25 protein-coding genes are annotated in these 26,286 nt (G+C 73.4%); 14 read left to right on the top strand and 11 right to left on the bottom strand.

What is annotated here, in order from left to right; translation table 11 throughout:
• Positions 1 to 62: 62 nt before the first annotated feature.
• The 3 genes from ACGFIM_RS12775 to ACGFIM_RS12765 all read left to right on the top strand — a co-directional run bounded on the left by ACGFIM_RS12775 (position 63) and on the right by ACGFIM_RS12765 (position 2,883).
• On the top strand, positions 63 to 665 hold the full coding sequence (locus ACGFIM_RS12775; RefSeq protein WP_393199068.1) for a hypothetical protein: 603 nt from the start codon (positions 63 to 65) through the stop codon (positions 663 to 665).
• Between the two features lie 564 nt (positions 666 to 1,229).
• Positions 1,230 to 1,970, top strand: coding sequence for an isocitrate lyase/phosphoenolpyruvate mutase family protein (locus ACGFIM_RS12770; RefSeq protein ID WP_393199065.1), 741 nt, complete (start codon positions 1,230 to 1,232; stop codon positions 1,968 to 1,970).
• Between the two features lie 259 nt (positions 1,971 to 2,229).
• Positions 2,230 to 2,883 carry a hypothetical protein gene (locus ACGFIM_RS12765; RefSeq protein ID WP_393199062.1) on the top strand — a complete coding sequence of 218 codons (654 nt, stop codon included), beginning with the start codon at positions 2,230 to 2,232 and terminating at the stop codon, positions 2,881 to 2,883.
• Here the strand turns inward: ACGFIM_RS12765 and ACGFIM_RS12760 are convergent.
• Complete coding sequence (locus tag ACGFIM_RS12760; protein ID WP_393199059.1) at positions 2,856 to 3,806, bottom strand: ribonuclease Z; 951 nt, start codon at positions 3,804 to 3,806, stop codon at positions 2,856 to 2,858. The two genes, ACGFIM_RS12765 and ACGFIM_RS12760, sit on opposite strands and share 28 nt — an antisense overlap.
• Before the next feature lies 1 nt (position 3,807).
• On the opposite strand from ACGFIM_RS12760, the gene ACGFIM_RS12755 reads away from it, so the two are divergent.
• Genes ACGFIM_RS12755 through ACGFIM_RS12730 form a run of 6 tightly spaced genes read left to right on the top strand, consistent with a single transcriptional unit; the run spans position 3,808 to position 9,957 of the window.
• On the top strand, positions 3,808 to 4,332 hold the full coding sequence (locus ACGFIM_RS12755) for a methylated-DNA--[protein]-cysteine S-methyltransferase (protein WP_393199056.1): 525 nt from the start codon (positions 3,808 to 3,810) through the stop codon (positions 4,330 to 4,332).
• A 13-nt stretch (positions 4,333 to 4,345) separates the two neighbouring features.
• Positions 4,346 to 5,254, top strand: coding sequence for a tRNA (adenosine(37)-N6)-dimethylallyltransferase MiaA (gene miaA, locus ACGFIM_RS12750; RefSeq protein WP_393199051.1), 909 nt, complete (start codon positions 4,346 to 4,348; stop codon positions 5,252 to 5,254).
• A 9-nt stretch (positions 5,255 to 5,263) separates the two neighbouring features.
• Positions 5,264 to 6,076 (top strand): diaminopimelate epimerase, encoded by an 813-nt coding sequence (dapF, locus tag ACGFIM_RS12745; protein ID WP_393199048.1) that lies wholly within the window; start codon positions 5,264 to 5,266, stop codon positions 6,074 to 6,076.
• A 48-nt stretch (positions 6,077 to 6,124) separates the two neighbouring features.
• A complete protein-coding gene (locus tag ACGFIM_RS12740) occupies positions 6,125 to 6,880 on the top strand; it encodes a hypothetical protein (protein WP_393199045.1) in 756 nt (251 codons plus the stop codon).
• Between the two features lie 19 nt (positions 6,881 to 6,899).
• Positions 6,900 to 9,176, top strand: coding sequence for a tetratricopeptide repeat protein (locus ACGFIM_RS12735; RefSeq protein ID WP_393199042.1), 2,277 nt, complete (start codon positions 6,900 to 6,902; stop codon positions 9,174 to 9,176).
• A 22-nt stretch (positions 9,177 to 9,198) separates the two neighbouring features.
• Complete coding sequence (locus tag ACGFIM_RS12730) at positions 9,199 to 9,957, top strand: SDR family NAD(P)-dependent oxidoreductase (RefSeq protein ID WP_393199039.1); 759 nt, start codon at positions 9,199 to 9,201, stop codon at positions 9,955 to 9,957.
• Here the strand turns inward: ACGFIM_RS12730 and ACGFIM_RS12725 are convergent.
• Positions 9,954 to 10,181: a hypothetical protein gene (locus ACGFIM_RS12725; protein ID WP_393199036.1), complete on the bottom strand. Its 228-nt coding sequence runs from the start codon at positions 10,179 to 10,181 to the stop codon at positions 9,954 to 9,956. The two genes, ACGFIM_RS12730 and ACGFIM_RS12725, sit on opposite strands and share 4 nt — an antisense overlap.
• A gap of 223 nt (positions 10,182 to 10,404) precedes the next feature.
• Positions 10,405 to 11,400 carry a helix-turn-helix domain-containing protein gene (locus ACGFIM_RS12720; protein ID WP_393199033.1) on the bottom strand — a complete coding sequence of 332 codons (996 nt, stop codon included), beginning with the start codon at positions 11,398 to 11,400 and terminating at the stop codon, positions 10,405 to 10,407.
• A 201-nt stretch (positions 11,401 to 11,601) separates the two neighbouring features.
• Between ACGFIM_RS12720 and ACGFIM_RS12715 the strand changes: the two genes are divergently transcribed.
• The 5 genes from ACGFIM_RS12715 to ACGFIM_RS12695 are packed head-to-tail and all read left to right on the top strand — an operon-like array spanning position 11,602 to position 19,288.
• Positions 11,602 to 13,983: an FAD-dependent oxidoreductase gene (locus tag ACGFIM_RS12715; RefSeq protein ID WP_393199739.1), complete on the top strand. Its 2,382-nt coding sequence runs from the start codon at positions 11,602 to 11,604 to the stop codon at positions 13,981 to 13,983.
• On the top strand, positions 13,980 to 15,182 hold the full coding sequence (locus ACGFIM_RS12710) for a sarcosine oxidase subunit beta family protein (protein WP_393199030.1): 1,203 nt from the start codon (positions 13,980 to 13,982) through the stop codon (positions 15,180 to 15,182). The genes ACGFIM_RS12715 and ACGFIM_RS12710 overlap by 4 nt, the downstream gene beginning before the upstream one ends.
• Complete coding sequence (locus tag ACGFIM_RS12705) at positions 15,182 to 15,424, top strand: sarcosine oxidase subunit delta (protein WP_393199027.1); 243 nt, start codon at positions 15,182 to 15,184, stop codon at positions 15,422 to 15,424. Before ACGFIM_RS12710 ends, ACGFIM_RS12705 begins: the two co-directional genes overlap by 1 nt.
• The gene (locus ACGFIM_RS12700; RefSeq protein ID WP_393199024.1) at positions 15,421 to 18,549 is read left to right on the top strand and encodes a 2Fe-2S iron-sulfur cluster-binding protein; all 3,129 of its coding nucleotides are present in this window, start codon (positions 15,421 to 15,423) and stop codon (positions 18,547 to 18,549) included. Before ACGFIM_RS12705 ends, ACGFIM_RS12700 begins: the two co-directional genes overlap by 4 nt.
• A 46-nt stretch (positions 18,550 to 18,595) precedes the next feature.
• A complete protein-coding gene (locus ACGFIM_RS12695) occupies positions 18,596 to 19,288 on the top strand; it encodes an HNH endonuclease family protein (protein ID WP_393199021.1) in 693 nt (230 codons plus the stop codon).
• 135 nt (positions 19,289 to 19,423) lie between these two features.
• Here ACGFIM_RS12695 and ACGFIM_RS12690 read toward each other — a convergent pair whose 3' ends face one another.
• From ACGFIM_RS12690 to ACGFIM_RS12655, 8 genes are all read right to left on the bottom strand, one after another.
• Positions 19,424 to 19,801, bottom strand: a complete 378-nt coding sequence (locus ACGFIM_RS12690) for a PepSY domain-containing protein (protein ID WP_393199018.1) — start codon at positions 19,799 to 19,801, stop codon at positions 19,424 to 19,426.
• 135 nt (positions 19,802 to 19,936) lie between these two features.
• Complete coding sequence (locus tag ACGFIM_RS12685; RefSeq protein WP_393199015.1) at positions 19,937 to 21,175, bottom strand: sensor histidine kinase; 1,239 nt, start codon at positions 21,173 to 21,175, stop codon at positions 19,937 to 19,939.
• Complete coding sequence (locus ACGFIM_RS12680; RefSeq protein ID WP_393199012.1) at positions 21,172 to 21,849, bottom strand: response regulator transcription factor; 678 nt, start codon at positions 21,847 to 21,849, stop codon at positions 21,172 to 21,174. Before ACGFIM_RS12680 ends, ACGFIM_RS12685 begins: the two co-directional genes overlap by 4 nt.
• A 382-nt stretch (positions 21,850 to 22,231) precedes the next feature.
• Positions 22,232 to 23,116 carry a hypothetical protein gene (locus ACGFIM_RS12675; protein WP_393199009.1) on the bottom strand — a complete coding sequence of 295 codons (885 nt, stop codon included), beginning with the start codon at positions 23,114 to 23,116 and terminating at the stop codon, positions 22,232 to 22,234.
• Between the two features lie 249 nt (positions 23,117 to 23,365).
• Complete coding sequence (locus ACGFIM_RS12670) at positions 23,366 to 23,578, bottom strand: DUF2277 domain-containing protein (protein ID WP_364057132.1); 213 nt, start codon at positions 23,576 to 23,578, stop codon at positions 23,366 to 23,368.
• A 3-nt stretch (positions 23,579 to 23,581) separates the two neighbouring features.
• Complete coding sequence (locus ACGFIM_RS12665) at positions 23,582 to 24,322, bottom strand: IclR family transcriptional regulator (RefSeq protein WP_393199006.1); 741 nt, start codon at positions 24,320 to 24,322, stop codon at positions 23,582 to 23,584.
• A gap of 18 nt (positions 24,323 to 24,340) precedes the next feature.
• Positions 24,341 to 25,087: an IclR family transcriptional regulator gene (locus ACGFIM_RS12660; RefSeq protein ID WP_393199003.1), complete on the bottom strand. Its 747-nt coding sequence runs from the start codon at positions 25,085 to 25,087 to the stop codon at positions 24,341 to 24,343.
• Positions 25,084 to 26,286 (bottom strand): (Fe-S)-binding protein, encoded by a 1,203-nt coding sequence (locus ACGFIM_RS12655; RefSeq protein ID WP_393199000.1) that lies wholly within the window; start codon positions 26,284 to 26,286, stop codon positions 25,084 to 25,086. The genes ACGFIM_RS12660 and ACGFIM_RS12655 overlap by 4 nt, the downstream gene beginning before the upstream one ends.

Below are 26,286 nucleotides of genomic sequence, written 5' to 3'. Positions count from 1 at the left end.
GGTCCATCACCCGCGGAAGCCGGTGAGCTTTCCCCGATACGACCGCAGGGAGCTGTAACGTCATGCAAGATCCGAACCAGGCGGATCGTCAGGAGATCCTGTCCGGGCCCGGAGACGCCCGGCTCGATGGGTCGAATAGACCGCGCAGAAACCGATCGACCAAGAACCACAAGAAGGCGACGATCCTCGCCGCCTCTGCGCTCGTCGCGCTGATCGCCGCCGGTGGCGCCGGCTACCTGCTGGCCAGTGCCAACGGTGAAATCGCCCCCCAGAACGGCGCCCGCCCGCAGACGTCCCAGAGCGCCGCCGACGACCTCCAGGGCGACGACGAGGCGACCATGGGCGACGCCGACGCCGACAAGCCCGCCGGTGACGGCGCCAAGGACCGTGCCGCCGACGCCCCTGCCGACGACGGCGTGGGCGACGTGGCCGACCCCAATGTCGGCGGCGACCCGTCCGGCGACAGGAGCGGATCCGAGAACGTCACCGCCTCCCGCGGCGACTCGGGCAACAACGACTCGGGCAACAAGTCGACCAACGGCAAGAAGCCCGCCTCGTCCCCCACCAAGGCGCCGCAGTCCGCCGGCAACGGCAGCGACTCCGACAACCCGGCCGACGGCCCCGCCGGCCTCGTCCCCGGCCAGTGCTCGAAGAGCGGCTGCTGACCCGCCGACCACACCCCCGGCCCGCCGGCAGGAGCGGGCCGGCCGGCCCCATCTGACCGGCCAGTGCTCGACGACCGCCGGCCGGCGCTTCGAGCGCACCCCCAGTCCGTCGGCAGGGGCGGGCCGGCCGGCCCCGTCCACGGTCCCGGCTCGTGCGGCCCGTCCGGCCTGCTCGTCCGGCTCCCCCGGGCCGCAGGTCCGGCCCTCCCGCCCGGCCAGGCCCGTGCGGCCCGCCCGGTCCGCTCGAGCGGCCCACCTGCTCGCCTCATTCGGTCTGCCCGGCGGACCGGTTGCCCGGGACGACCGGCGGCCCCCGCTCACCCCGCCCGTCCTCCCCTGGGAGCATGCTGTCAGAACGGTGCTGCGGAAGGCTGAAATCGCTCAGCAGGCGCGGTCGGTGGGTTGGGCGACCCATTTGTCCCGGAACGGTCCAGAGGGCGGCTACGAGGCGCTGAGCGACTCTCGGCGGTCGGGCGAGGACAGAGGTGCTGGGGCAAGTGGTTCGGCGGTTCTGGGGCGTACTGGACCTTCGGCGCGGGACGTACGGATGCCTAGGGTCGCGGCATGACGACTGACAAGGCATCCGAGCTGCGCGCCCTGCACGTACCCGGACGCCCGCTGGTGCTGCCGAACGCCTGGGACGCCGCGTCCGCGCGGGCCGTGCGCGAGGCGGGGTTCCCCGCGGTGGCCACCAGCAGCGCGGCCGTGGCCCGCACGCTCGGTTACGAGGACGGCGAGCGTACGCCGGTGGCGGAGATGCTGGCGGCGATCGCCCGGGTGGCCGCGGCCGTGGACGTGCCCGTGACCGCCGACTTCGAGCGCGGCTACCGGCTCAAGCCCGCCGAGCTGGCCGAACGGCTGCTCGCCACCGGGGCCGCCGGCTGCAACCTGGAGGACTCGCTGCCGGACACCGGCGAGCTGGTCGATCCCGACGAGCAGGCGGACTTCCTCGCCGAGGTACGCGCGGCGGCGGGCCCGGGGCTGGTGATCAACGCAAGAGTGGACGTCTACCTGTCCGAGCGGCGCTCGCTGGAGGAGGCGGTACGGCGGGGGCGGCGCTACCTGGAGGCGGGGGCCGACTGCGTGTACCCGATCGGCGCGGACGGCGAGGACGAGATCCGGGCGCTGGTGAGCGAGCTGGGCGGGCCGGTCAACGTCCTGTGCGGGCCCGGGACCCCGCCGCCCGCCCGGCTGGCGGAGCTGGGCGTGGCCAGGGTCAGCTTCGGCAGCGGCGTGCACCGGGCGACCCAGGCGTACGCGAAAGGCCTGCTGGCCGCCGTGGCCGAAGGCCGCAACCCCCTCTGAGCCGGCAGCCCCCGGGCGCCCGATCGAACAGAGCCCCCACCGAGCGCGCGCCCGCGAAGCGGCCTGCTCCGGGAGAGGCAGCGCGCCGGTGCCGGGGGTGAGCTGGTTCAGGTGGTGGGGGTTGGGGGCGGTGCGCCGGTGCGGACGGGCTCTGCGGCGGACCGGTGCAGGGTGGGATGGGAGGTGCGCCGTACGCGGGGTTCTGCGGTGGGCCGGTCCTGGTGGTGGTGGGCGGGGTGAGCCTGAGTACGCTGGCGGCGTGCTTGTCGCCGCAGCCGTCTGCCCGCCGACCCCGCTGGTCGTCTTCGCGCTGCCCGGCCTCCGCGCGGCCTGCGAGGACGCGATCGCGCGCCTGGCGAAGGCCCGCCCGGAGAGGCTGGTCGTGGTGGGCGGCGCCGAGACGGCGGAGGCGTACGGCGGCGACGCCGCGGGCACCCTGCGCCCCTGGGGCATCGACATGACGACGGAGGGCGGCGAGCCGGTGCTGCCGCTGTCGCTGACCGTCGGCCGGCTGCTGCTCGGCGGCGACGGGCCGGACGCGCTGCGTTCCGTGGCGTTCGACGCGTCCCCCGAGGAGTGCGCGGCGCTGGGCGAGGAGCTGGCGGGCGGCCCCGGCAGGGTGGCGCTGCTGGTCATGGCGGACGGCTCGGCGTGCCTGGGCCCGCGCGCGCCCGGCCGGTACGACGAGGCGGCCGAGCCGCTCAACGACCTGATCGCGGCGGCGATCGCGGCGGGCGACCCGGCGCCGCTGGCGGCGATCGACCCGGGGGCGGCCGACCGGCTGTGGGTGAGCGGCAGGTCCGCCCTGCAGGTGCTGGCGGGCGCGGCGGGCGGGAAGACGTACGAGGGCCGCCTGCTCATGGCCACCGCCCCCTACGGGGTGGGCTATTTCGCCGGCTGCTGGCTGTCCTGAGAGCGCGGCCGGCCGAGCGAAGGGGCGGGCCTCCGCTTGGGGACGGGGATCCTCATCAGATCCCTGGCGAGCACCACCTCACCGTCGAAGTGCCTGCGCACCTCCTCGGTGAAGGCGGGCTCGTCGTCGAAGCCGTACCGCTCGGAGAAGTGCGTGAGGACCAGCCGCCGCACCCCCGACTGGGCCGCCACCTGCCCGGCGTCCGACGCCGTCAGGTGCCCGTACTCCTTGGCCAGGGACGCCTCCGACGACAGGAACGTGGACTCGATCACCAGCAGGTCGGCCCCCGAGGCCAGCTCGAAGACGGCGTCGCAGAGCCGGGTGTCCATCACGAACGCCGCGCTCTGGCCCGGCTTGGGCACGCTGCACTCGGCGAGCGTGACGCCGCGCACGGACCCGGTGCGCTGCAGCTCGCCCACCTCGGGGCCGCGGATGCCGTGGGCGGCCAGCTTCTCGGGGAGCATGCGGCGGCCGGGCGGCTCCTGGACGCGGTAGCCGTACGACTCGACGGGGTGCGACAGGCGGCGCGCGACGATCGGCGCGACCTCGGCGACGTCGCCGGAGACGGGGTGCTCGGAGATGACGTCGGTGTCGGCGAAGGCGGCGGCGTGGCGGAGCCTGCCCCAGTACGTCGCGCCGGAGGCGGGGAAGACGGCGCGCACGGGATGGCGTACCTTGTCGCGGGCGATCCGCTGGACGATCCCCGGCACGCCGAGGCAGTGGTCGCCGTGGAAGTGCGTCACGCAGATCCAGTGCACGTCGTTGGCGCTCACGCCCGCGTACGTCATCTGGCGCTGCGTGCCCTCGCCCGGGTCGAACAGGAAGCCCTGGCCGTCCCAGCGCAGCAGGTAGCCGTTGTGGTTACGGTGTCGGGTGGGGACCGCGCTCGACGTCCCCAGCACCACGAGCTCACGTGAGGACACGATGACCCCTAGCGAGGAGACGGTCGCCATCGCCGAGCTGCCCACGCCGGTGGGCGCGTTCGCGCTGGCCATGACCGAGACCGGTCTCGTGGCGTCGGGCTGGGGGACCCGAGCCCGGCTCGCGGGCCGGCTCGATCTGGCGGAAGTCCATGATGCGGATCGTACGGCCTTCGCCGTCGAGGAGCTGAAGGCTTATTTCGCGGGGGAGCTGACGACGTTCGCGACGCCGATCGACTGGCGGCTGATGTCGGGCGCGCGGCTGCGGGTGCTCCAGGCGCTGCACAAGGTGCCGTACGGCACGGCCGTCACCTACGGTGAGCTGGCCAGGCTCGCCGGTTCGAGCGTGCCCGCCAGGGGCATCGGCTCGATCATGGGCTCCAACCCGATCCCGATCTTCATCCCCTGTCACCGGGTGGTGGCCGCGGGCAACGGGCTGGGCGGGTTCAGCGGCGGCGAGGGCGTGGAGACCAAGCGGTGGCTGCTGACCCACGAGGGCTACCTGCAGCCGACCTTGCTGGATCTCTAGCAGACTTGTCGGTGTGCGCCAGCAGCCAGTGATCGCCGTCGTGGGCCCCACGGCGGCAGGAAAGTCCGATCTCGCCGTCGACATCGCCCTCAGGCTGGGCGGTGAGTGCGTCAACGCCGACTCCATGCAGCTCTATCGCGGCATGGACATCGGCACGGCCAAGCTCACGTTGGAGGAGCGCCGCGGCGTGCCCCACCACCTGCTGGACATCTGGGACGTCACGGTCACCGCCAGCGTCGCCGAGTACCAGAAGCTGGCCAGGGCCGTCTTCGACGCCGTCGAGGTGCCGGTGCTGGTCGGCGGCAGCGGCCTGTACGTGCGGGCGGCGATCGACGACCTGGAGTTCCCCGGCACCGAGCCGGAGATCAGGGCCAGGCTGGAGGCCGAGCTGGCCGAGCGCGGCCCGGCGCCGCTGTACGAGCGGCTGCGCGAGCGCGACCCGGCGGCGGCCGCCGCGATCCTGCCCAGCAACGGCCGGCGCATCGTGCGGGCGCTGGAGGTGATCGAGCTGTCGGGCGGCCGCCCGTTCTCGGCCACGATGCCGTCGTACGAGGCGGTCTATCCGAGCGTGCAGATCGGCATCGAGGTGCCGCGGCCGGTGCTCGACGAGCGGATCGAGCGCAGGGTCGAGCGCATGTGGCAGGCCGGGCTGGTCGACGAGGTGCGCACGCTGCTCGGGAAGGGCCTGGCCGAGGGGCGCACGGCGAGCAGGGCCCTGGGGTACGCCCAGGTCATCCGCTTCCTGCGGGGGGAGTGGAGCGAGGAGCAGGCGAAGGCCGAGACGGTCAGGCTGACCAGGCGCTTCGCCCGCCGGCAGGAGTCGTGGTTCCGCCGGGACCCGAGGGTGCACTGGCTGCCGTACGACGCCCCCGATCTTCTGGAGCGCTCCCTGGCTCTCATAGGCGGACACTCGTCCGAATAAACTCCTAAGATGCGCTTTCTCAAGGGGCACGGCACCGAGAACGATTTCGTCATCCTGCCTGATCCGAGCGGCGAGCTGGATCTATCGGCTTCGCTCGTCGCGAAGATCTGCGACAGGAGAGCCGGCATCGGAGCCGACGGCGTGCTCCGCGTGGCGCCCACGAAGCAGAGCCCGGAGGTGGCCGATCAGGCGGCCCAGGCCGAGTGGTTCATGGACTATCGCAACGCCGACGGCAGCGTGGCCGAGATGTGCGGCAACGGCGTGCGGGTGTTCTCCCGCTACCTGCTGGACGCCGGGCTCGCGCACGGCACGGAGTTCGCCGTGGCGACGAGGGGCGGCGTACGCAGGGTGCGCGTCGAGCCGAACGGCGACATCACGGTCGACATGGGCAAGCCCGTCGTCCACGGCGAGAGCGTGGCGACGGTGTGCGGCCAGGAGTACACCGGGCTCCACGTCGACATGGGCAACCCGCACCTGGCCTGCGCGATCGGCGACCCGGTCGCCCAGCTCGACCTCGACCGCCAGCCCGGTTTCGACACCGGCGTCTTCCCCGCGGGGGTCAACATCGAGCTGTTCAACCCGGTGGGCACGAGCCGGGCGGTCATGCGCGTCTACGAGCGCGGCTCCGGCGAGACGCGGGCCTGCGGCACGGGCGCGGTGGCCACGGCGGTGGCGGCGGCGGCCCTGAGCGGCGAGACCACGGGCACGTGGACGATCGAGGTGCTGGGCGGCACGCTGACGGTGATCCTCGAGGAGGAGACCAGCTACCTGTCCGGGCCCGCGGTGATCATCGCCCACGGCGAACTCACTATTGCAGAATGATGTTCTGCCAGGGGATGCTGAGTCCATACCCCGAACTGAGAGGTGGACATGGCGCACCCACGTACCACGGCGGCCCAGGTCAAGGGAGCGATCGGGCAGGTCGGCGGCGGCTGGATGATCTCGCGCGAGGTCAAGGCCGTCTGTGACGAGTACGGCCTCGGCGGGCGCGAGTTCTACTTCCGCGGCCGCTGCGGCGTGCTCGGCGAGTGCGCGGCCGACGTCGTCACGTCGGTCGCCGTCTTCTTCCCTCCCGAGCACGTCGAGGAGAGCTGGAACGGCGGGCGCAAGCTCGCCACGGACCGCGCCGTCGAGCTGTACGCGGGCGCCTGCCACCAGTGGGCGCGGCGCAAGCTCGGCGACTACGACGGCTGCGCGAGGATCGCGGAGCTGCTGGAGCCCGTCGTCGAGCAGGCCTCGCCCGTCGGCGCGCCGCTGTTCGCCGGCTGGCGGGCGGTGCCGCTGCCCGACGACCCGCCCGCCAGGGCGGTCCAGCTCATGCATCTCGTCCGCGAGCTGCGCGGCGGCCTGCACGCCAACGCGGTGCTCGCCGCCGGGCTGCACCCCCTGGAGGCGACGCTGGCCGCCGACCACGACGCCACCCCCTTCGGGCGGAGGAGCGGGGAGGACCTGGCGCGGTTCTTCCAGTGGCCGGAACCGTATGACAAGCCCGGTCCCGACGTGATCGCGAAGCGCGCGGCCGTGGAAGAGACCACCGACGATCTCATGGCGGAGGTGTTCTCGGTCATGAGCGACGGCGAATCAGACGAGCTGATCGAGCTTCTGCGTTTTGGGCACGCTCGTTGACCTGGCAGACTGACTGCCCATGGACGTGGACATCTGGGCCTGGGTCGGCGAAACCCAGCAGCAGCTTTCCGAGGCGGGCAACGTTGGCCTCGCCATGGCGCTGGGAGACCTTCCCGCACAGGCTTACGAGGGCCGATACCCGCAGCTCGACGTCATGGCGCCGGCCATCGCCGGGCAGGCGGAGACCCTCCAGCTGCCCTGGCTCGAGTTCTACGCCCGCTACTGGCATCTGATGGGCCGCATCGGCGACCGCGCCCAGGGCGCGGTCGCGATCGACGACGCGCGGCAGCTCGTGGCGTTCGCTCAGCGCGAAGACGTCCGCGACTGCCCGGCCACCCCCGCGGCGGCCGAGGCGATGGCCATCGCGCTGGCCAACGCCGACGGCCCGGGCTACGCCGCCGAGCGGCTGGAGACGCTCGCACCCGTCATCGAGGGCGTCGGCCCGGACAACCCGGCCTTCTCCGGCCTCGTGACGCAGTACGTCGCGGCCCTCATCGACGCCGGCAAGCCGGGCGAGGCCGTCAGCTACGCGGAGTCCGCCGTCGAGCGGCTGCGCGCGGCCGGCCGCGAGGCGAGCTTCGAGCTGGGCGCCGAGAGCGCCCGCGCGCTGCTGGCCGCGGGCCGTGCCGAAGACGCGCTCACTGCGCTGCAGGCCGCATCCGGCTTCAAACCCGACGACCCGGTGGCCAAGGAGCACCGCGACGGCGTGCGCAGGGCGCTGATCCTCGCCACGCTCGGCCGTACCGCCGAGTCCGTCGACGCGCTGCCCGACCTCGACGTGGTGGGCGACCACCCGCGCGTGTGGGTCGAGTGGACCCAGGCGGTCAGCAAGCTCGCGCCGTCCGGCGTGATCGCCAACACCTGGCAGCTCGGCCGCGTCGTGCGCCAGTGGATCGACTACTTCGGCATGATGGGCGGCTACCGCGCCCGCGTCGAGCTGGCGCTGTCCGGCGGCGACCTCGCCATCGGCAGGAAGGGCGTGTGGCAGGCCAGGCTGCTCGCCGATCTCGCCGAGTCCGGCACCGCCGAGCTGCGCGAGAGCGACGGCCTGGCCGAGCGCATCGCCGCGCTGCGCGCCGCCGCCGACGCCACCGAGCCGCCGGCCGCCCCGGTGGAGCTGGAGGAGCGGGTCGGCCGCTTCGACGCCGAGGACGGCTTCAACGCCGACCCCGAGAAGTGGGTGGAGTGGCTGGCCCCGCTGTCCGGCACCGACATCGAGGCCACCCGCCGCCACACCACCACGCTCGGCTTCCTCGGCTACCCCGCCGCCGGCGCCGACATCTACTGGAAGATGCTCGTCGACACCGGCGAGATCGCGAGCGCTCACGGCGACGACGTCGCCTACCTCACCACGCTGCTCATCGAGGCCCGCCAGGACGAGCGGCTCGAGCAGATGGCCGCCATGCTGCCGCACGCCGACCAGCAGTTCGCGCTCGCCCGCCTGCACAGCGCCCGCGAGCGCTGGGCCGAAGCGGTCGACGCGGCCGAGCACGCCATCGCGGCGGGGGCCGGCGTCGAGGCCCGCCGCCTGCTCGCCGGCGCCGCCCAGCAGATCGACCAGAACGCCAGGGCCGCCCAGGTGCTCGCCGAGGCGCTCGACGAGCTCACCGAGGAGGACACCTGGCGCATGATCGTCATGGCCACCTCGGCCGAAGACTGGGACATCGTGCGCAAGGGCGCCGCCAAGATCGGCATGCCGCTCAAGTCCACCGAGGGGCCGATCGAGGAGGAGATGGGCCTCATCCGGCTCGTCCTGCCCGCGCCCGACGGCGGCCAGCGCCAGGTGCTGTCCATCCGCACCGGCCCGGCCACCGCCCGCCTCGCCCTGCCGCAGCCGCGCGGCATGGACTACAACGCGGGCGACCTCGTGGTCTTCGACCCGCAGCTGCTCGAGCCGGTGCCCGAAGACCCCGAGGAGCAGCAGAACTTCGTGCCGCCCTTCGCCGCGGTGCGCATGCTGCGGCCCGGCGGCTACACCAGCTACTTCTTCGACGGCGCAGCGCCGAGCGAGGAGGACTGGGCGGAGTTCACCGAGGTCATGGCCGAGCGCGGCTGGCCGATGTGGGTCTACAGCGACGAGAACTACACGGTCACCCACCCGAGCACCGGTGAGCCGCTGCCCGGTGTGTTCGGCTGGGTCGCGGTGCCGCCCAACGTCACGCCCGCCGAGGTCGACGCGCTGCTCGACGACGCCACCGAGCGCTGGGTCCACCCGCTGGCCTGGCTCGACCTGGCGCGCGAGATCGGCGTCGAGGTCGAGCGGCACGAGCGCATCGTGAAGGAATACGGGCTCTAGACCGATCGGAGGGCGGCCGGTGGTGCTGGAGCGATTCCGGCTCGACGGCAAGGTGGCGATCGTCACGGGCGCGTCCTCGGGCCTCGGCGTCGCCTTCGCCCGCGGCCTGGCCGAGGCCGGGGCCGACGTGGTGATCGCCGCCCGCCGCGCCGAACGCCTGGAGCAGACGCGGCGGCTGGTCGAGGAGACCGGCCGCCGGTGCCTGGCCGTCCGGACCGACGTGTCCAAGCCCGAGGAGTGCGAGGCGCTGGTCGCCGCCGCCGTCGAGGGCATGGGCGCGGTCGACGTGCTCATCAACAACGCCGGGGTCGGCACCGCCGTGCCCGCGCTGCGGGAGACGCCTGAGGAGTTCCGGCGGGTCATCGACGTCAACCTGAACGGCACGTACTGGATGGCGCAGGCGTGCGCGCGGGTGATGCGGCCCGGCTCGTCGATCGTCAACATCGGCAGCGTGCTCGGCGAGACCACCGCCGGCCTGCCGCAGGCCGCCTACAGCGCCTCCAAGGCCGGCGTCGCGGGCCTCACCCGGGACCTCGCCCAGCAGTGGACGGGGCGGCGCGGCATCCGGGTCAACTGCCTGGAGCCCGGCTTCTTCGCCTCGGAGATGACCGAGCAGTACAAGCCGGGCTACCTCGAACGCATGACGGAGGCCCGCGTCATCATGGGCCGCGCCGGCGACCCGGCCGAGCTCGTGGCCGCCGCCGTCTTCCTCGCCGGCGACGCCTCGTCGTACATCACCGGCGTCACCCTCCCCGTGGACGGCGGCCTCCTCCTCACCTAGCGGCCGGCCGAGGGCCAGGCGCTGACCTTCAGCTGGTGGACGCGCTGCTTCGACAGGCCCATGAGGCGTGCCGTGTCCGGCTCCGACCAGTGGCCCGTCAGCGCCTTGACGGTCTTGACGGCCAGCTCGGCGGCACGCTTGGCGTGTGTCTCGGCCAGTTCCTTCTCGCGGTCTCGCCGGTACGGTAGGGCAGCGGGAGACCCTTGATGACCCGCAGAGCGCACCTGTCGCCCTTCGGGTGGTAGAGCCGGCCAGCGGTGGCTCCGGCAGCGGACACGATCGCCGCGACCTCGGCGAGCCGGCGCATGTGGGGGGAGGAAGACCCCGGGCATGCGGGTGAGTTCAGCCGGCTAGAAGCGTGTCGCCTGGCGGGACATCCCGGGTGCGTCCGTGACGGTCGAGGGCGCGGGCAGCGGCCCGCAACCGTCCGAGGGCGCGGGCGGGGTGTCAGGGGTCGCCGGCGAGGAGGTTGTGCTGGGCGGCGAGGTAGCCGGCGTGGAAGCGGGTGCGGGCGCCGAGGCGTTCGGCGAGCACCTGGACGCGGCGCTGCACCGTCCGAGGGCTGAGCCCGAGCTGGCGGGCGATGGCGTCGTCCTTCATGCCGGCCGCCAGCAGGGCGAGGACCTCGGTGTCGGACGGCGAGGGCCAGGACTCGGTCTCCAGGCCGTCCTCCGACAGCCGTAGCGGCACGGCCGCCCGCCACAGCGTCTCGAAGAGCCCGACGAGGGCGTCGAGCAGCGCCGACGGGTGCACGACCAGGGCGCTTTCCACCGCCCGGTCCTCGTCGGAGACCAGCGGGAGTATCGCGGTCTGGGCGTCGGCGATGGCGAGCTTGACGGGCACGGGCCCGAGCCGGGCGAGCTCGCCGTCGGCGACGGCGCGGCGGGTGTGGGCGAGCATGCCGGGCTGCTCGAAGGCGAGCGGGCTGTAGATGCCGCGCGTGACGGGCGCGCCGCGGCGGGCGGCGCGGCGGCGGTTCTCCTGGTCGTCGCTGATGTCCACCGCGTACGGCGGGTGCACCAGCACCAGGAGCTCCTGGGTGGCGTTGCGTTCGAGCTGGAGGTAGCGGCGGGCGACGGCGTCGCGCCCGGTCACGACCTCGAGCACCTCTTCGGGGTGCGGCCCGCCGCGGTCGGCGACCTCGGTGGCGAGCAGCGCGGCGGCGGCCCTGCTGTGGGTGAGCTCCTCCTGGCGGCGGGCGACGAGGATGTCGATGGCGATGCTCGGCGGCGTGGCGACCAGGCGGAGCGGGCGGCCGGCCACCCGGGAGACGAGGCCGAGGTCCTCCAGCCTGGGCAGCATGCGGCGGATGGCGCCGGCGGACGAGCCGGTCTCCGCCCCCAGCTCGCTCAGCGTGGCCGGGCCGTGCCGCAGCAGTGCGCGGTAGGCCGTCTCCTCGGCCGCCGTGACACCGAGCCCTTCCAGTAAGCGCCGCTGCGCCATGGTGTGGTGACGCCCCCTCCCCGTGCGATGATCCGAGGTCAGCGTACTGGCCCGCCCGCCCCGGGTGATCATATTTCGCGGCGTTCGTCCCCCGGCGGCTCGCGCGCCGAAGGTGACTCTTGTACCGGCGGTCCCGGGAATCTATGGTCGTTGCGTAGTGCGGTGCGTGTTGCGTATTAAGGAACAAATCCGGAGGTGACCGTGAGCCGACCGCGTACGGTGATCGTGGGAGCGGGCATCGTGGGCTGCGCCCTCGCCGACGAGCTCACCGAGCGGGGATGGACGGACGTCACGGTCGTCGACCAGGGCCCGCTGTTCGCCGCCGGAGGCTCCAGCTCCCACGCACCCGGCCTGGTCTTCCAGACCAACCCGTCGAAGACCATGACGGAGTTCGCCGCCTACACCGTCAGGAAGTACACCGCGCTCGGCGAAGGCTGCTTCGCCCAGGTCGGCGGCCTGGAGGTGGCCACCACCCCGGAACGCTGGGCGGACCTGCACCGCAAGCTCGGCTGGGCCGAGTCGTGGGGCGTCGAGGCGCGCCTGGTCGGCCCCGAGGAGTGCGCCCGGTTATGGCCGCTGCTCGACCAGACCAAGGTGCTCGGCGGCTTCCACGTGCCGTCCGACGGGCTCGCGGCGGCGGTCGCGTGCGGCGAGCGGCAGGCGGCCCGCGCCACCGAGCGCGGCGCGACGTTCCTCGGCGAGCACACCGTGGTCGGCATCGACCAGCGCGGCGGCCGGGTGACCGGCGTCGCCGTCGTGGCCGGGGGCGAGCACCGGACCATCCGCGCCGACGTGGTGGTGTGCGCGGCCGGCTTCTGGGGGCCGTCGATCGGCGCCATGGCCGGGCTGACCGTGCCGCTGCTGCCGCTCGCTCACCAGTACGCCAGATCGGGCCCCCTCGGCGACCTGCGCCCCGGCCCGATACTCCGCCACCAGGACCGCGACCTGTACTTCCGGCAGCACGGCGATCGGGTCGGCATCGGCTCCTACTCCCACCGCCCGATGCCGGTCGCCCAGCACGAGATCGGCCCCAGGTCCACCACGATGCCGTCGGTGCAGGCGTTCACCGAGGAGGACTTCGACCCCGCCTGGCGCGACGCGGTCGAGCTGCTGCCCGCCCTGGCCGCCACCAAGTACGAGGACGGCATCAACGGGATCTTCTCCTTCACCCCCGACGGCTTCCCGCTGATCGGCGAGGCCCCGCACCTCGACGGGTTCTGGCTGGCCGAGGCCGTCTGGGTGACCCACTCGGCCGGGGTGGCGCGCGCGGTGGCCGAGCTGCTCGTCGAGGGCCGCTCCGCGGTCGATCTGCACGAGTGCGAGCTGGGCAGGTTCGAGCAGGCGCAGCTGTCGCCCGCGTTCATCGAGGAGCGCGGCAAGCAGAACTTCATCGAGGTGTACGACGTCGTCCACCCGCTGCAGCCGATGGAGTCGCCGCGCCCGCTGCGGACCAGCCCGTTCCACGGACGGCAGCGGGAGCTGGGCGCGTTCTTCCTCGAAGCGGCCGGGTGGGAGCGCCCCCACTGGTTCGAGGCCAACGCGGACCTGCCCCGCGCGGCCACCGGCGCCGAGCTGCGCGATGCGTGGGCGAGCCGCTACTGGTCGCCGATCGCCGCCGGCGAGTCCCGCGCCACCAGGGAGGGCGTGGCGCTGTACGACATGACGCCGCTCAAGCGCATCGAGGTCAGCGGGCCCCGCTCGGCGGCGTTCCTGCAGCGCATGACCACCAACAACGTGGACGGAAGGCCCGGCTCCGTCACGTACACGCTGCTGCTCGACCACCGGGGCGGCATCCGCTCCGACCTCACCGTGGCCCGCCTCGACGAGGACACCTTCCAGGTCGGCGCGAACGGCAACCTCGACCTCGAATGGCTGGCCAGGCACGCGCCGCCCGGCGTGCGGGTGCGCGACATCACGCCCGGCACCTGCTGCGTCGGCGTGTGGGGACCGCGGGCCAGGGAGCTGGTGCAGCCGCTGACCGACATGGACCTGTCGAACGAGGGCCTGCGCTACTTCGGCTGCCGGCGCGGCTACGTCGGTCACGTGCCGGTGCTGGCGCTGCGCGTGTCGTACGTGGGCGAGCTGGGCTGGGAGCTCTACACCAGCGCCGACATGGGGCTGAAGCTGTGGGACACGCTGTGGGCCCCGGGTCTGGCGGTCGCCGGCGGTCGTGCGGCGTTCAACAGCCTGCGGCTGGAGAAGGGCTACCGGCTGTGGGGCGTGGACATGACGACCGAGCACACCCCGTACGAGGCGGGGCTGGGCTTCGCGGTCAAGACGGACAAGGACTTCATCGGCCGTGACCTGCTGACCACCGACGTCACCCGCAAGCTGGTGCCGCTGCTCAGCGCCGAGGTCGTCATGGGCAAGGAACCCGTCAGGCACGGCGGCCGCACGGCCGGCTACGTCACCAGCGCCGCCTACGGCCACACGATCGAGCGGCCCATCGCCTACGCCTGGCTGCCCGTGGAGCTGGCCGAGCCCGGGACGCAGGTGGAGATCTCCTACTTCGGCCGCCGCGTCCCCGCGGAGGTCGCCGCCGAGCCCCTGTACGACCCCGGGATGGAGAAGATCCGACGGTGACCCACCCCGACTTCCTCTGGCGCAACCCCGATCCGAAACCCTCCTACGACGTCGTCATCGTCGGCGGCGGCGGGCACGGCCTGGCCACCGCCTACTACCTGGCCAGGAACCACGGCATCACGAACGTCGCCGTCCTGGAGCGCGGCTGGCTGGCCGGCGGCAACATGGCGCGCAACACCACGATCATCCGCTCCAACTACCTGTGGGACGAGAGCGCCGCCATCTACGAGCACTCGCTCAGGCTGTGGGAGGGGCTGAGCGAGGAGCTGGACTACGACCTGCGGTTCAGCCAGCGCGGCGTGCTCAACCTGGCGCACAACCTGAGCGACGTGCGCGAGGGAAAGCGCAGGGTCAACGCCAACCGGCTCAACGGCGTGGACGCCGAATGGCTCGACGCCGACGAGGTCAAGAAGTTCTGCCCGATCATCAACGTCTCGCGGCAGGCCCGCTACCCGGTCATGGGCGCGACCCTGCAGCGGCGCGGCGGCATCGCCAAGCACGACCACGTCGCCTGGGCGCTGGCCAGGAAGGCGGACGCGTACGGGATCGATCTCGTCCAGGGCTGCGAGGTCACCGGTTTCGAGATCACCGGGAACCGGGTCGCCGCCGTCGAGACCTCGCGCGGCAGGATCGCCGCGGGCAAGGTCGCGCTGGCCGCCGCCGGGCACACCTCGGTGCTCGCCGCGCGGGCCGGGCTGCGGCTGCCGCTGCAGTCGCATCCGCTGCAGGCGCTGGTGTCGGAGCTGCTGGAGCCGGTGCTCGACTGCGTGGTGATGTCTAACGCGGTCCACGTGTACGTCAGCCAGGCCCACAAGGGCGAACTCGTCATGGGGGCGGGCATCGACGCCTACAACTCCTACGGCCAGCGCGGCAGCGTCCACGTGATCGAGGCGCAGATGGCGGCGGCGCTGGAGCTGTTCCCGATCTTCAGCCGGGTCCGCGTGCTGCGCACCTGGGCGGGCATCGTGGACGTCTCGCCCGACGCCTCCCCGATCGTCGGCCGCACGCCGATCGACGGCCTCTACATCAACGCCGGCTGGGGCACCGGCGGGTTCAAGGCCACCCCGGGCTCCGGCTGGGTGTACGCCGACACGATCGCGAACGACCGGCCGCATCCGCTGGCGGAGCCGTTCGCGCTGGAGAGGTTCACCACGGGGGCGCTCATCGACGAGCACGGCGCGGCGGCGGTGGCCCACTGATGCTGCTCATCGACTGCCCGCACTGCGGCCCCCGCGACGAGACCGAGTTCCGCTACGGCGGCCAGGCCGGCATCGCCTATCCGGCGGGCGAGACCACCGACGCCGAGTGGGCCGCGTACGTCTTCTTCCGCGACAACCCCAAGGGCTGGTTCCGCGAGCGCTGGTTCCACCAGCACGGCTGCCGGACCTGGTTCGACGTCGAGCGGCACACCGTCACCCACGAGATCAGGAAGCCCTCATGAGGTTCACCTTCGACGGCCGCCCGCTGCGGGGCGAGCCGGGCGACACGCTGGCCGCCGCCCTGCTGCGCAACGGCGTGCGGGTGGTGGGCCGCAGCGTCACGCTGGGCCGGCCGCGCGGCGTCTTCACCGCCGGGCCCGAGGAGCCGAACGCGCTCGTCCGGGTCGGCCCCGACCCCATGCTGCCCGCCACCACGGTCGAGCTGTACGACGGGCTCGAGGCGTGGAGCCTGCGCGGCAAGGGCCGGGTGGACCCGCATGCCGCGGACGAGCCGGTGGACGACCGGCGCTGCGACAAGGGGTACCTGCACTGCGACGTGCTGGTGGTGGGCGGCGGACCGGCGGGCCTCGCCGCCGCGGTGGCCGCCGGCCGGGCCGGGGCGCGGGTGATCCTGGTGGACGATCGGCCTCGCCTGGGCGGCGACCTGCTCGACTCGCGCCTGCGCATCGACGGCGCGCCCGCGCTCGCCTGGGTGGACGGGCTCGACCTGCCGGGCCGGGTGCTCACCAGGACGACCGCCGTCGGCTACTACGACCACAACTACGTGGTCGCCGTCGAACGGCGGGCGCGCGGCGAGCGGCTGTGGCACCTGAGGGCCCGTCAGGTGGTGCTGGCCACGGGCGCGCACGAGCGCTCCGTCGCCTTCCCCGGCAACGACCGGCCCGGCGTCATGCTCGCCTCGGCGGCCCGCGCCTACGCCAACCGGTACGGCGTCGCGCCCTGGCGGCGGGCGGTCGTGTTCGCCTGCGCCGACTCCGCGTACGAGGCCGCGGACGACCTGGCGGCGGCCGGGGTCGAGGTGGCCGAGATCGTGGACCCGCGCAGGGACGGCCGGGTGGTGACCGGCACGACCGGCGACGCCGACGGGGTACTGACCGGCGTCTCGATCGGCTCCCGGCACGTCGATGCGGACCTGCTGGCCGTGGCCGGGGGCTGGAACCCGGCCGTGCACCTGTTCAGCCAGTCGCAGGGGCGGGTCAGGTTCGACGGGGAGCTGCAGGCGTTCGTGCCGGGCACCTCCGCCCAGGCCGAGCGGTCGGCGGGGGCGTGCAGAGGCGTGTACGGCACGGCCGCCGCCATCGCCGACGGCTACGCGGCCGGCACGGAGGCGGCGTCGCTGGCGCTCGGCACCGCCCCCGGCGTGGGCGACCTGCCGGTCCCCGCCTGCGACGAGCGGCCGATCACCACGCCGCCCGCCGCGCTGTGGCTGGTCGAGGGCGAGGGGCCGGGCGGCGACGAGCCGGCCTTCGCCGACCTGCACCGCGACGTGACCGTGGCCGACCTGGTCAGGGCCACCGGCACCGGCATGCGCTCGGTCGAGCACGTCAAGCGCTACACCACCGCGGGCACCGGCGCCGACCAGGGCAAGACGTCGGGCGCGGTCGTGGTGGGCGTCATGTCGGCGCTGCTCGGCACCGAGCCGGGGCAGGTGGGCACGACCACGTTCCGGCCGCCGTACACGCCGGTGTCGTTCGCCACGCTGGCGGGACGCGACAGGGGCGAGCTGTCCGACCCGGTCAGGACCACCGCCATGCACGACTCCCACGTCGCGCGCGGCGCGGTCTTCGAGGACGTCGGCCAGTGGAAGCGCCCCTGGTACTTCCCGCAGGAGGGCGAGTCGATGGAGGACGCGGTACGGCGCGAGTGCCGGGCCGCCCGTACCGCCGTGGCCGCCATGGACGCCTCCACGCTCGGCAAGATCGACATCAGGGGCGCGGACGCCGGGGCCTTCCTCGACCGGATCTACACCAACATGTACTCCACGCTGCCCGTCGGGGCCTGCCGGTACGGCGTGATGTGCCGGGCGGACGGCATGGTGTTCGACGACGGCACCACCACCAGGCTCGCCGACGACCACTACCTGATGACGACGACCACGGGCAACGCCGCCGCCGTGCTCGACTGGCTGGAGGAGTGGCACCAGACCGAATGGCCGGAGCTCGACGTGTCGTTCACCTCGGTCACCGACCACTGGGCGACGGTCGCCGTGGCCGGGCCGCAGGCCAGGCGGGTGATCGCGGCGGTCGCGCCCGGCGCGCTCGACCTGGCGTTCATGCGGTACGCGGCCGCCGACGTGATGGGCGTGCCCGGCCGGGTGTTCAGGATCAGCTTCTCCGGCGAGCTGGCGTACGAGGTGAACGTGCCCTGGGCCTACGGGCGGGCGCTGTGGGAGGCGGTGCTGGAGCTGGGCGCGGTGCCGTACGGGACCGAGACCATGCACGTGCTGCGCGCCGAGAAGGGCTTCGCGATCGTCGGCCAGGAGACCGACGGCACGGTCACCCCGCAGGACCTCGGCATGTCCTGGCTGATCTCGGAGCGCAAGCCCGACTTCGTGGGCAAGCGCTCGCACGCCAGGCCCGACACCGCGCGGCCGGACCGCAAGCGCCTGGTCGGGCTGCTGCCCGACGACCCGGACGCGCGGGTGGAGGAGGGCGCGCAGCTCGTGGCGGCCGGGCAAGCGCTCACCGGGGTCGTGCCGATGCTCGGCCACGTCACCTCCAGCTACCGCAGCGAGGTGCTCGGCCGCACGTTCTGCCTGGCCCTGGCCAGGGAGGCGGCGCCCGGCGACCGGCTGACGGCGGTGTCCGGGGGCGCGGCGCTGCCGGTGACGGTCGTGGAGCCGGTCTTCTACGACCCGGAGAACGCCCGCCGCGACGGCGAGCCGCTGCCGCCCGGCGAGATCGCGCCGCTGACCGGTTGCCGCGCGGAGAGCCCCGCCGCCTCCTTCGCCGCGCGGTTCGCGGCGGCGAGCGGTGAGCGGGTGCGGCTGCGCGAGGTGCCGTTCCAGCCGATGTGGGAGGTCAGGGGCGCGGATCCGGGGACGGGGCTGCGGCTCGGGCCGTCCTGGTGGCTCGTCGTGGGGGAGGCGGCACCCGGCCCTCGGTGGGTGGACGTCTCGGGCCAGCGGACGATCCTGGAGCTGTCCGGCCCCGGGGCCGAGGACGTGCTCATCACCGGGTGCCCGCTCGACCTGCACCCGTCGGCCTTCCCCGGGCACGCCCAGACGCTGCTCGGCAAGGCGCCGGTCGTCCTGGAGCGGCGGGCGCCCGAAACGTACTGGATCTACGTGAGATCGTCCTTCACCCGGTACATGGCGGAGTGGCTGCTCGACGCACTTCAGGGATGATCGTCGCCATACCTGGGAATTACCTAGACTTTACGAGGTTTTTCACTTGAAGTCTGGGGAGACGAGCGTGCGCGTACGGGCGTTCATGGCCGGTCTGGCCACGGTGGGATTGCTGGCCGGCTGCGGCGGACTCGAAGCGCAGACCAGCGGATCCATCGGCGATGCGAAGCCGGGCTCGGCCGCGATCGCCGGAGCCAAGGAGAAGCTGGAGAAGTTGACGGTCAAGGGCCGCGCGCCCAAGACCGGCTTCGACCGCGACAAGTTCGGCCCGGCCTGGGCCGACGTCGACCGCAACGGCTGCGACACCCGAAACGACATCCTCAAGCGCGACATGGAGGACGAGACGTTCAAGCCGGGTACCCACGACTGCATCGTGCTGACCGGCACCCTGCACGACCCCTACAGCGGCAAGACCATCAAGTTCAAGCGCGGCCAGAGCACCAGCAGCGCCGTGCAGATCGACCACCTCGTGCCGCTGTCGGACGCCTGGCAGAAGGGCGCGCAGCAGTGGTCGGCGGCCAAGCGTAAGGAGTTCGCCAACGACCCGCTCAACCTGCTCGCCGTCGACGGCCCGCTGAACGCTCAGAAGAGCGACTCCGACGCGGCCACCTGGCTGCCGCCGCGCAAGGAGTTCCGGTGCGAGTACATCGCCCGCCAGATCGACGTGAAGGCCAAGTACGGGGTGTGGGTGACCGCCGCGGAGAAGGACGCCATGAAGGGCGTCCTCGACTCCTGCTGACCGCGCATGAGTGCGCCGGCCCACCGTGGGGGTGAGCCGGCGCCGCCGGACAGGTTCTGAGCGGTTCAGAGGGGTTCAGAGGGGTTCAGAGGGGTTCAGAGGGGTTCAGAGGGGTTCAGGAGAGCCCGGCGAGGATCAGTCGTCCTCGGCGTGGTCGCGGCCACGGCCCCCGTGGTCATCGTCGATCCCGGACTTGGTGATCTTGCCGGTGGCGGCGTCCACCTTCACCTCGTGCCGCTGGGAGCCCTTGATCAGCTTCACCTCCCAGACGTCGGGGGCGGCGCCGTTCCTGTCGAGCTCCACCTCCCGGATCCAGGCGCCGGGCACCTGCCGGTGCGCGATCGTGATGGCCTGTTCGGCCGTGACCTTCGGGGCGGAGGGCGCGACGGCCGTGAGCGAGATGGGCGCGGCGGCGTCCGTCACGGCGGTGGCGGTGGCGTACGCCGTGCCACCGCACACGACCAGGGAGACGACACCGGCACCGGCCACGAGCAGCTTCTTTGAGATTCGCATGCCTCTACGGAACCGCCGGGCCCGGTAACCGCGCGCTAACCCGCGGTTAAGGCGGGGAGAAGGCCGAAAAGGGCACGGCGCAGGGGGCTTACGGGCGAGGGCCGAGGCGATTCAGGGGGCGCCGGGCAGGAGGTCTCAGTGGGCGCCGAGCAGGAGGTCGACGCGGGCGCCGCCGAGCTCGGAGGTGGAGACCGACAGGCCGCCGCCCGACGACTCGGCGGTGCGGCGGGCGATGTCCAGGCCGAGTCCCGTCGAGCCGCCTGCGCTGGTGCCGCGCTCCAGCAGCGCGGGCTCGAACCCGGGCCCCGCGTCCTCGACGGACAGCAGCGCCCCGGGCGGGCGGCTCCGCAGGCGTACGGACATGGCGGCGCCCTCGGGGGTGTGCGCGAAGACGTTGCCGAGCAGCGCGTCCAGGCACGCGGCCAGCTCGCCCGCGCCCACGGCGACCCGCAGGGGGCCGTCGGGCAGCGTGACCGTCAGCGCGCGCCCCTGATCCTCGGCCAGCACCGACCAGAACCGCACCCGCTCGCCCACCACGGAGGCCGCGTCGCACGACTCCCGCCTGGCGGTGCGCCGCCGCGCCTCGGTGATGACCTGGCTGACCGCCCGTTCCAGCGCGTCGACCCTGGCCTGCAGGCGAGCCCTCTCCTCGGGGTCGCGCAGCGACTCGGCGTCCAGCCGCAGGCCGGTCAGCGGCGTGCGGAGCCGGTGCGACAGGTCGGCCGCCGACTCCCGCTCGGCGGCGAGCAGCTCGTCGATGCGCCCGGCGAGATGGTTGAGCGCGAGCGCCACCGACCGCACCTCGGGCGGCCCGCCGGGTTCGGCCCGCGCGGTCAGGTCGCCGCCCGCCAGCCGGTGCGACACCCTGGCCAGCCCGTCCACCGGCCGGGTGACGGCCAGCGCCAGCCGGTCGGCGAGCACGATGCCGAGCACCATCAGCCCGAGCCCGATGAGCAGCAGCGCAAGCCACGCCTCGCGCACGCCGCGCACCAGCTCGTCGTCCGGCACGAACACCCTGATCACCGCCGTCCCGCCGGGCGACTGCGCGGAGACCAGCACCTCCCTGCCGCCGGGTGCGGCGGCGGTGACGCTGCGCCCGGTCGCGGCCAGGCGTACGGCGTCGGAGCGCGGAGCCGGGGAGCCGACGAGCCCGCCGTCCGGCAGGAACACCGTCACGGGACGGGACACCTGCTCGACCGTCAGCGGCAGGTCGGGGGTGCCGACCGCGACGGCCACCGACTCGGCGGCGGCGGTGGCCCGGCTCATCGCGCCGTTCTCGGCCACGGCCCTGATCAGCAGCGCCATCGGCACCAGCAGCGCGATGAGCACGAGCGAGGTGGTGGCCGCCACGAGCAGCGCGAGCCAGCGCCTCATGAGGGCTCGGCCAGCTTGACGCCCACGCCGCGCACGGTGTGCAGGTAGCGCGGCGCGGCGGCGGTCTCGCCGAGCTTCCTGCGCAGCCACGACAGGTGCACGTCCACGGTCTTGTCGGCGCCCCCGTACGGCAGCCGCCACACCTCGGTCAGCAGCTCCCGCTTGGTCACCACCTCGCCCGGCCGGGCCGCGAGGTAGTGCAGCACGTCGAACTCGCGCGGCGTGAGGTCCAGCGGCCGGCCGTCGAGCGTGGCCGTACGGGCGCGCGGATCCACCCGCAGCCCGCCCACCGCCAGCGGCTCCGGCGCCGAGCCGCCCGCCCGCCGCAGCACCGCGCGTACGCGGGCGTCGAGCTGCGCCGCGCTGTACGGCTTGACCACGTAATCGTCGGCGCCCGCGTTCAGCACCGGCACCATCTCGGCGTCACCGTCGCGCGCGGTGGCCACGATGACCGGCACCCGGCTGACCGCCCGCAGCATGCGCAGCAGCTCGACGCCGTCGAGGTCGGGCAGCCCGAGGTCGAGCACGATCAGGTCGGGCCGGTCCTGGACGGCCAGGCGCAGCCCGTCCATGGCGGTGGGGGAGGAGGAGACGGCATGGCCGAGGTCTCGCAGTCCCCTGCTGAGCGCCGTACGGATCGCCACATCGTCCTCGATGAGCAGGATGTCAGCCATAGGACGAACGTAGACGCTTTCGCCCGCCCGCCAGAGCGGCCTTATCGTCGCCTTAACCCGGCCTTAGCCGGACAGGGGGGAACCTGAGCGGGATGAAGAGACTCGTCGCGGCCTGGGCCGCCACCGCCATCGCCGCCACCGGCGCCGCCGTGGCGGTGCTCGGCCTGCTCGGCAACGGACTGACCGGCACCGACCGCCGCGTGCTCGCCCCCGAGGAGGTGCGCGCCGAGCTGGCCACGGCCACCGCTCGCGCCACCGCCGCGCCCGTCCCCACGGCCTCGCCGACCGGGCAGAGCCGGCTGATCCGCAGCGCGGGCGGCACCGTGATCGCCGCCTGCGAGGACGGCCGGGTCACGCTGCGCTCGTGGAGTCCCGCCCAGGGCTACAAGGTGGACTCGGTCGATCCAGGCCCGGACCACGAGGCAAAGGTGGAGTTCGAGCCGGACGATGGCGAAGAGGTCGAGCTCAAGATCGTCTGCTCGGACGGCGCTCCTGTGGTCCGCGAGAGCCGACCCTCCGGCCCGGTCACCGGGTCCGGCCCCTCGCGCCAGCGGTAGCCCATCCTGTGCAGCAGCCGGTACTCCATCACCGCCAGCGTCAGGGACGAGGCGACACCGCCGAGGTTCAGGGTCAGCCACAGCCAGGAGGGCACGCCGTCCGTTTCGAGGCCGATGAGCTCCTGGCCGCTGACCACCAGCATGACGAGCGTGGAGCCGACCGGCGCGAGCAGCGGGTGCATGTCGGAGATCCACAGCCCGGTGCGCGTCGCCCAGTAGAGCGTGCAGCCGTAGAAGCAGGCGGCCCAGATGAAGATGAGGATCTCCCTGAGCCCTACGGCCGAGCCGGGGATGGTGCCGTCGCCGTCGTTCAGCCACAGGTAGAGCAGGGAGAGCAGAAACGGCATGAGCAGGACGAGCAGGCCGGGCACCCCGCGGATCAGATACCGCCGGACACGCGGCCACAGCGTGCGGCGCCGGTCGCGGCGGGTCAGCAGGAAGACGGCGAGGAACGCCGGCGGCGGCAGAGCCAGCGCATACTGCAGGGTGTCGTAGGTCTTCGTGGTGACCTCGGCGAGGACCGCGAGGAACTGCCGATGCCTGTGCGTGGCGATGACGACCGTGATCAGGCCGAGCATCGCCCGCCAGAACGCGAGCCGGTCCAGTCGCCGTTCCCAGGGGCTCGGGCCGACCGAGGGCTTGAACGCGCGCTTGGCGGCGAGCCACGGCACCAGCAGACTGACGACGGCACGTGCGCGAGGTGGCGGCACCCTTCCTCCCGTGTGAGAGCCCGGTCCTGGCGCGGGTTCTCATGGTAGGAAGCACGGCTTGCGGGCGGCTTGCCCGATCTTTGACGCCGGCTGCCGGTCCGCCTCGGCACGGCCGTTCACGCACGGTCGCGGCACCGGCCGGTTAGTCGGCCGGTGAGTCGGCCGGTCAGTCGGCAGGGGCAACGCGGCCCCGCCGCCGCGGCGGACCACCGACGAGCCCGCGCGGGAGCCGTCTCGCTCGTGGGGCCGTCAACGGCTCCCGCGGACCTGCAGCGCGCCCAGCAGCTCCTCGGACGCCCGCGTGATCGCCTCGACCGCGCGGTCGAACGCCTCCGCGTTGTGCGCGGCGGGCGTGCGGAAGCCGGAGATCTTCCGCACGTACTGCAGCGCCGCGGCCCGCACGTCCTCCTCGGTCACGCTCTCGGTGTACGGCGGGCGGAGGGTCTTGATGCTTCTGCACATGACTCAACCGTAATAGCCGATGCGCTGGCTGATCTCTCGCGCGCCCGCCACCAGGATCGCCCCGACCTCGGGCAGCCGCTCGGGCGTCAGCCGGTACGACGGCCCCGAGGCGCTGACGGCGGCGACCACCGTGCCGTCGGCGCCCCTGATCGGCGCGGCGACCGCGTTGAGCCCCACCTCCAGCTCCTCGACGGCGGCGGCCCAGCCGCGCTCCCTGATCTCCTCAAGGCCCAGCTCGGCGGGCGATGTGATGGTGTTGGGCGTGTAGCGTTCCAGCTCGGACGGCAGGCGCAGCGCCCCGAAGGCGACCAGCACCTTCCCGCTGGAGGTGGCGTGCGCGGGGGTGCGCTGGCCGACCCAGTTGTGGCCGCTGATGGCGGCGGGGCCGCGTACCTGCGTGATGTTGATCGCGTCGCCGTTGCGGGGCACCGCCACGTTGACGGTCTCGCCGATCTCGACGGCCAGGCGCAGGCAGACCGGGCGGCTCTCGCCGGACAGGTCGAGCTGGGCGGTGGCCGCGCCGGCCAGCCGTACGACGCCGAAGCCGAGCCGGTAGCGTCCTCGATCGCCGCTCTGTTCGACGAGCCCGCCCTGTTCCAGGGCCGACAGCAGGCGGAAGGCGGTGGACTTGTGGACGTCCAGCTCGGTCGCCAGGTCCGTGACCCGGCTGGCGCCGTCGCGGGCGAGGATCTCCAAGATCGCGATGGCACGATCGACCGACTGGACCGACGTGCTGTTGCTCATAGCGCAACAGAATATCGTTCAGTCGGCGATCGGTCCCAGCTCGTCACCGAACTGCGACGCGATCTTCCGCATGCCCTCGGCCAGCTCATCGCGGTCCAGGGCGTCGATGCGCTCGGCGGGACCCGAGACCGACATGGCCGCGACCACCCGGCCGCCGTCGCGCACCGGCACCGCGAGGCAGTGCACGCCCAGCTCCTCCTCGCCCAGGTCGAGCGCGTAACCCTGACGCCTGACGGTCTCCAGCTCCGCCCTCATCGCGTCCAGGTCGGTGATCGTGTTGGGGGTGCGGCGCGGCATGCCGGTGCGCTCGAACACCGCCACCGCCTCCGCCTCCGGCCGCCCGGCGAGCAGCACCTTGCCCACCGCCGTGCTGTGCGGCAGCACCCGCCTGCCGACCTCGGCGAACATCCGCAGCCTGCGCGGCGAGGGCACCTGCGCCACGTAGACGACGAAGTCGCCCTCCAGCACGGCCAGGTTCGCGGTCTCGCCGGACAGCTCGACCATCTTCGCGAGGTACGGCTGCGCCCACACCCCGACCATGCTCTCGGCGATGCCGCCCAGCCTGACCAGCCCGCCGCCGAGCGCGTAACGCCGGTCGGACTCCTGCCGGACGTAGCCGCGCGCGAGCAGCGTGCGCAGCAGCCGGTGGATGGTCCCGTACGGCAGGCCCGTGCGCGCCGCGATCTCCGACAGCCCCGCCTCGCCGCCGTGCTCGGCCAGCGCCTCCAGCACGTCGAGCGCCCGCTCGACCGACTGGACGCTCACAGCGCGACCCCGCGCAGGGACGCGTCCAGCACCTCGGCGGTGTGGGCGACCCTGATGTCCGTGCCCGCCCGCCGCATGGCCGCGGCGATCTGCATCGTGCATCCGGGGTTGGCCGACACCAGCAGCTCGGCCCCCGTGGTGCGCACCGACGCCGCCTTCCTGTCGCCCAGGTCGCGGGCGGCCTGCGGCCGCAGCAGGTTGTACGTGCCCGCCGACCCGCAGCAGATCGCCGACTCGGGGATCTCGCGCAGCTCCAGCTCGGGGATGCCGGACAGCAGCTCGCGCGGCTGCCCCCGCACGCCCTGCGCGTGGGCGAGGTGGCAGGCGTCGTGGTAGGCCACGGTGAGCGGCAGCGGGTGCCGCTTGGCCACCGGCCCCAGCTCGGCCAGGTACTCGGACAGGTCCATGACGCGAAAGCCCGGCTCGCGCCCGAGCAGGCCGGCGTACTCCTTCATGGTGGAGCCGCAGCCGGCCGCGTTCACCACGACCGTGTCCACCCCGGCCCGCTCGAACACCTCCGCGGTCCTGCTCGCCAGCCGCCCCGCCTGCCGGTCGAGCCCGGAGTGCACGCTGAGCGCGCCGCAGCAGCCCTGCTCCGGCGGGATCACCACGTCACAGCCCTCCAGCGCGAGCACCCGCGCGGTGGCCGCGTTCACCTGGGGGAAGAACTCCCGCTGCACGCACCCGGTGAGCATGCCCACCACGGCGCGGCGCTCGCCCCTCGCCCTGACCAGGCGCGGCAGCCGCTGCCTGCGCTCCACGCGGGGCGCGAGCGCGGCCATCGCGCCCAGGCTCGGGTGCGCCCGCTCGAGGAACGCCGCCATCCGCCTGGCCAGGCCCATCGCCGGGCGCAGCAGCCGCAGCCTGCGCGGGTACGGAAAGAGGCTGAACACGATGCCGCGGACGGCGCGCTCCTGCGGCTCGCGCACGTGCTCGCGCTCCACCTCCACCCTGGTCTGCTCGATCAGCCGGTCGTAGCGCACGCCCGACGGGCAGGCCGTCACGCAGGCCATGCAGCCCAGGCAGGCGTCGAAGTGCCCGGCCATCTCGGGGGTGATCGGGGTGCCCTCGACGTGCTGCTTCATCAGGTGGATGCGGCCGCGCGGCGAGTCCATCTCCTCGCCCCACAGCACGTACGTGGGGCAGGTCGGCAGGCAGAAACCGCAGTGCACGCAGTCGTTGATCAGCTCGGGGTCCAC

This window comes from Nonomuraea sp. NPDC049309 (assembly GCF_043196965.1).
In the GTDB taxonomy this organism is placed as follows: Bacteria; Actinomycetota; Actinomycetes; order Streptosporangiales; family Streptosporangiaceae; genus Nonomuraea; species Nonomuraea fastidiosa.
This window is presented reverse-complemented; position numbering and strand designations above follow the sequence as displayed.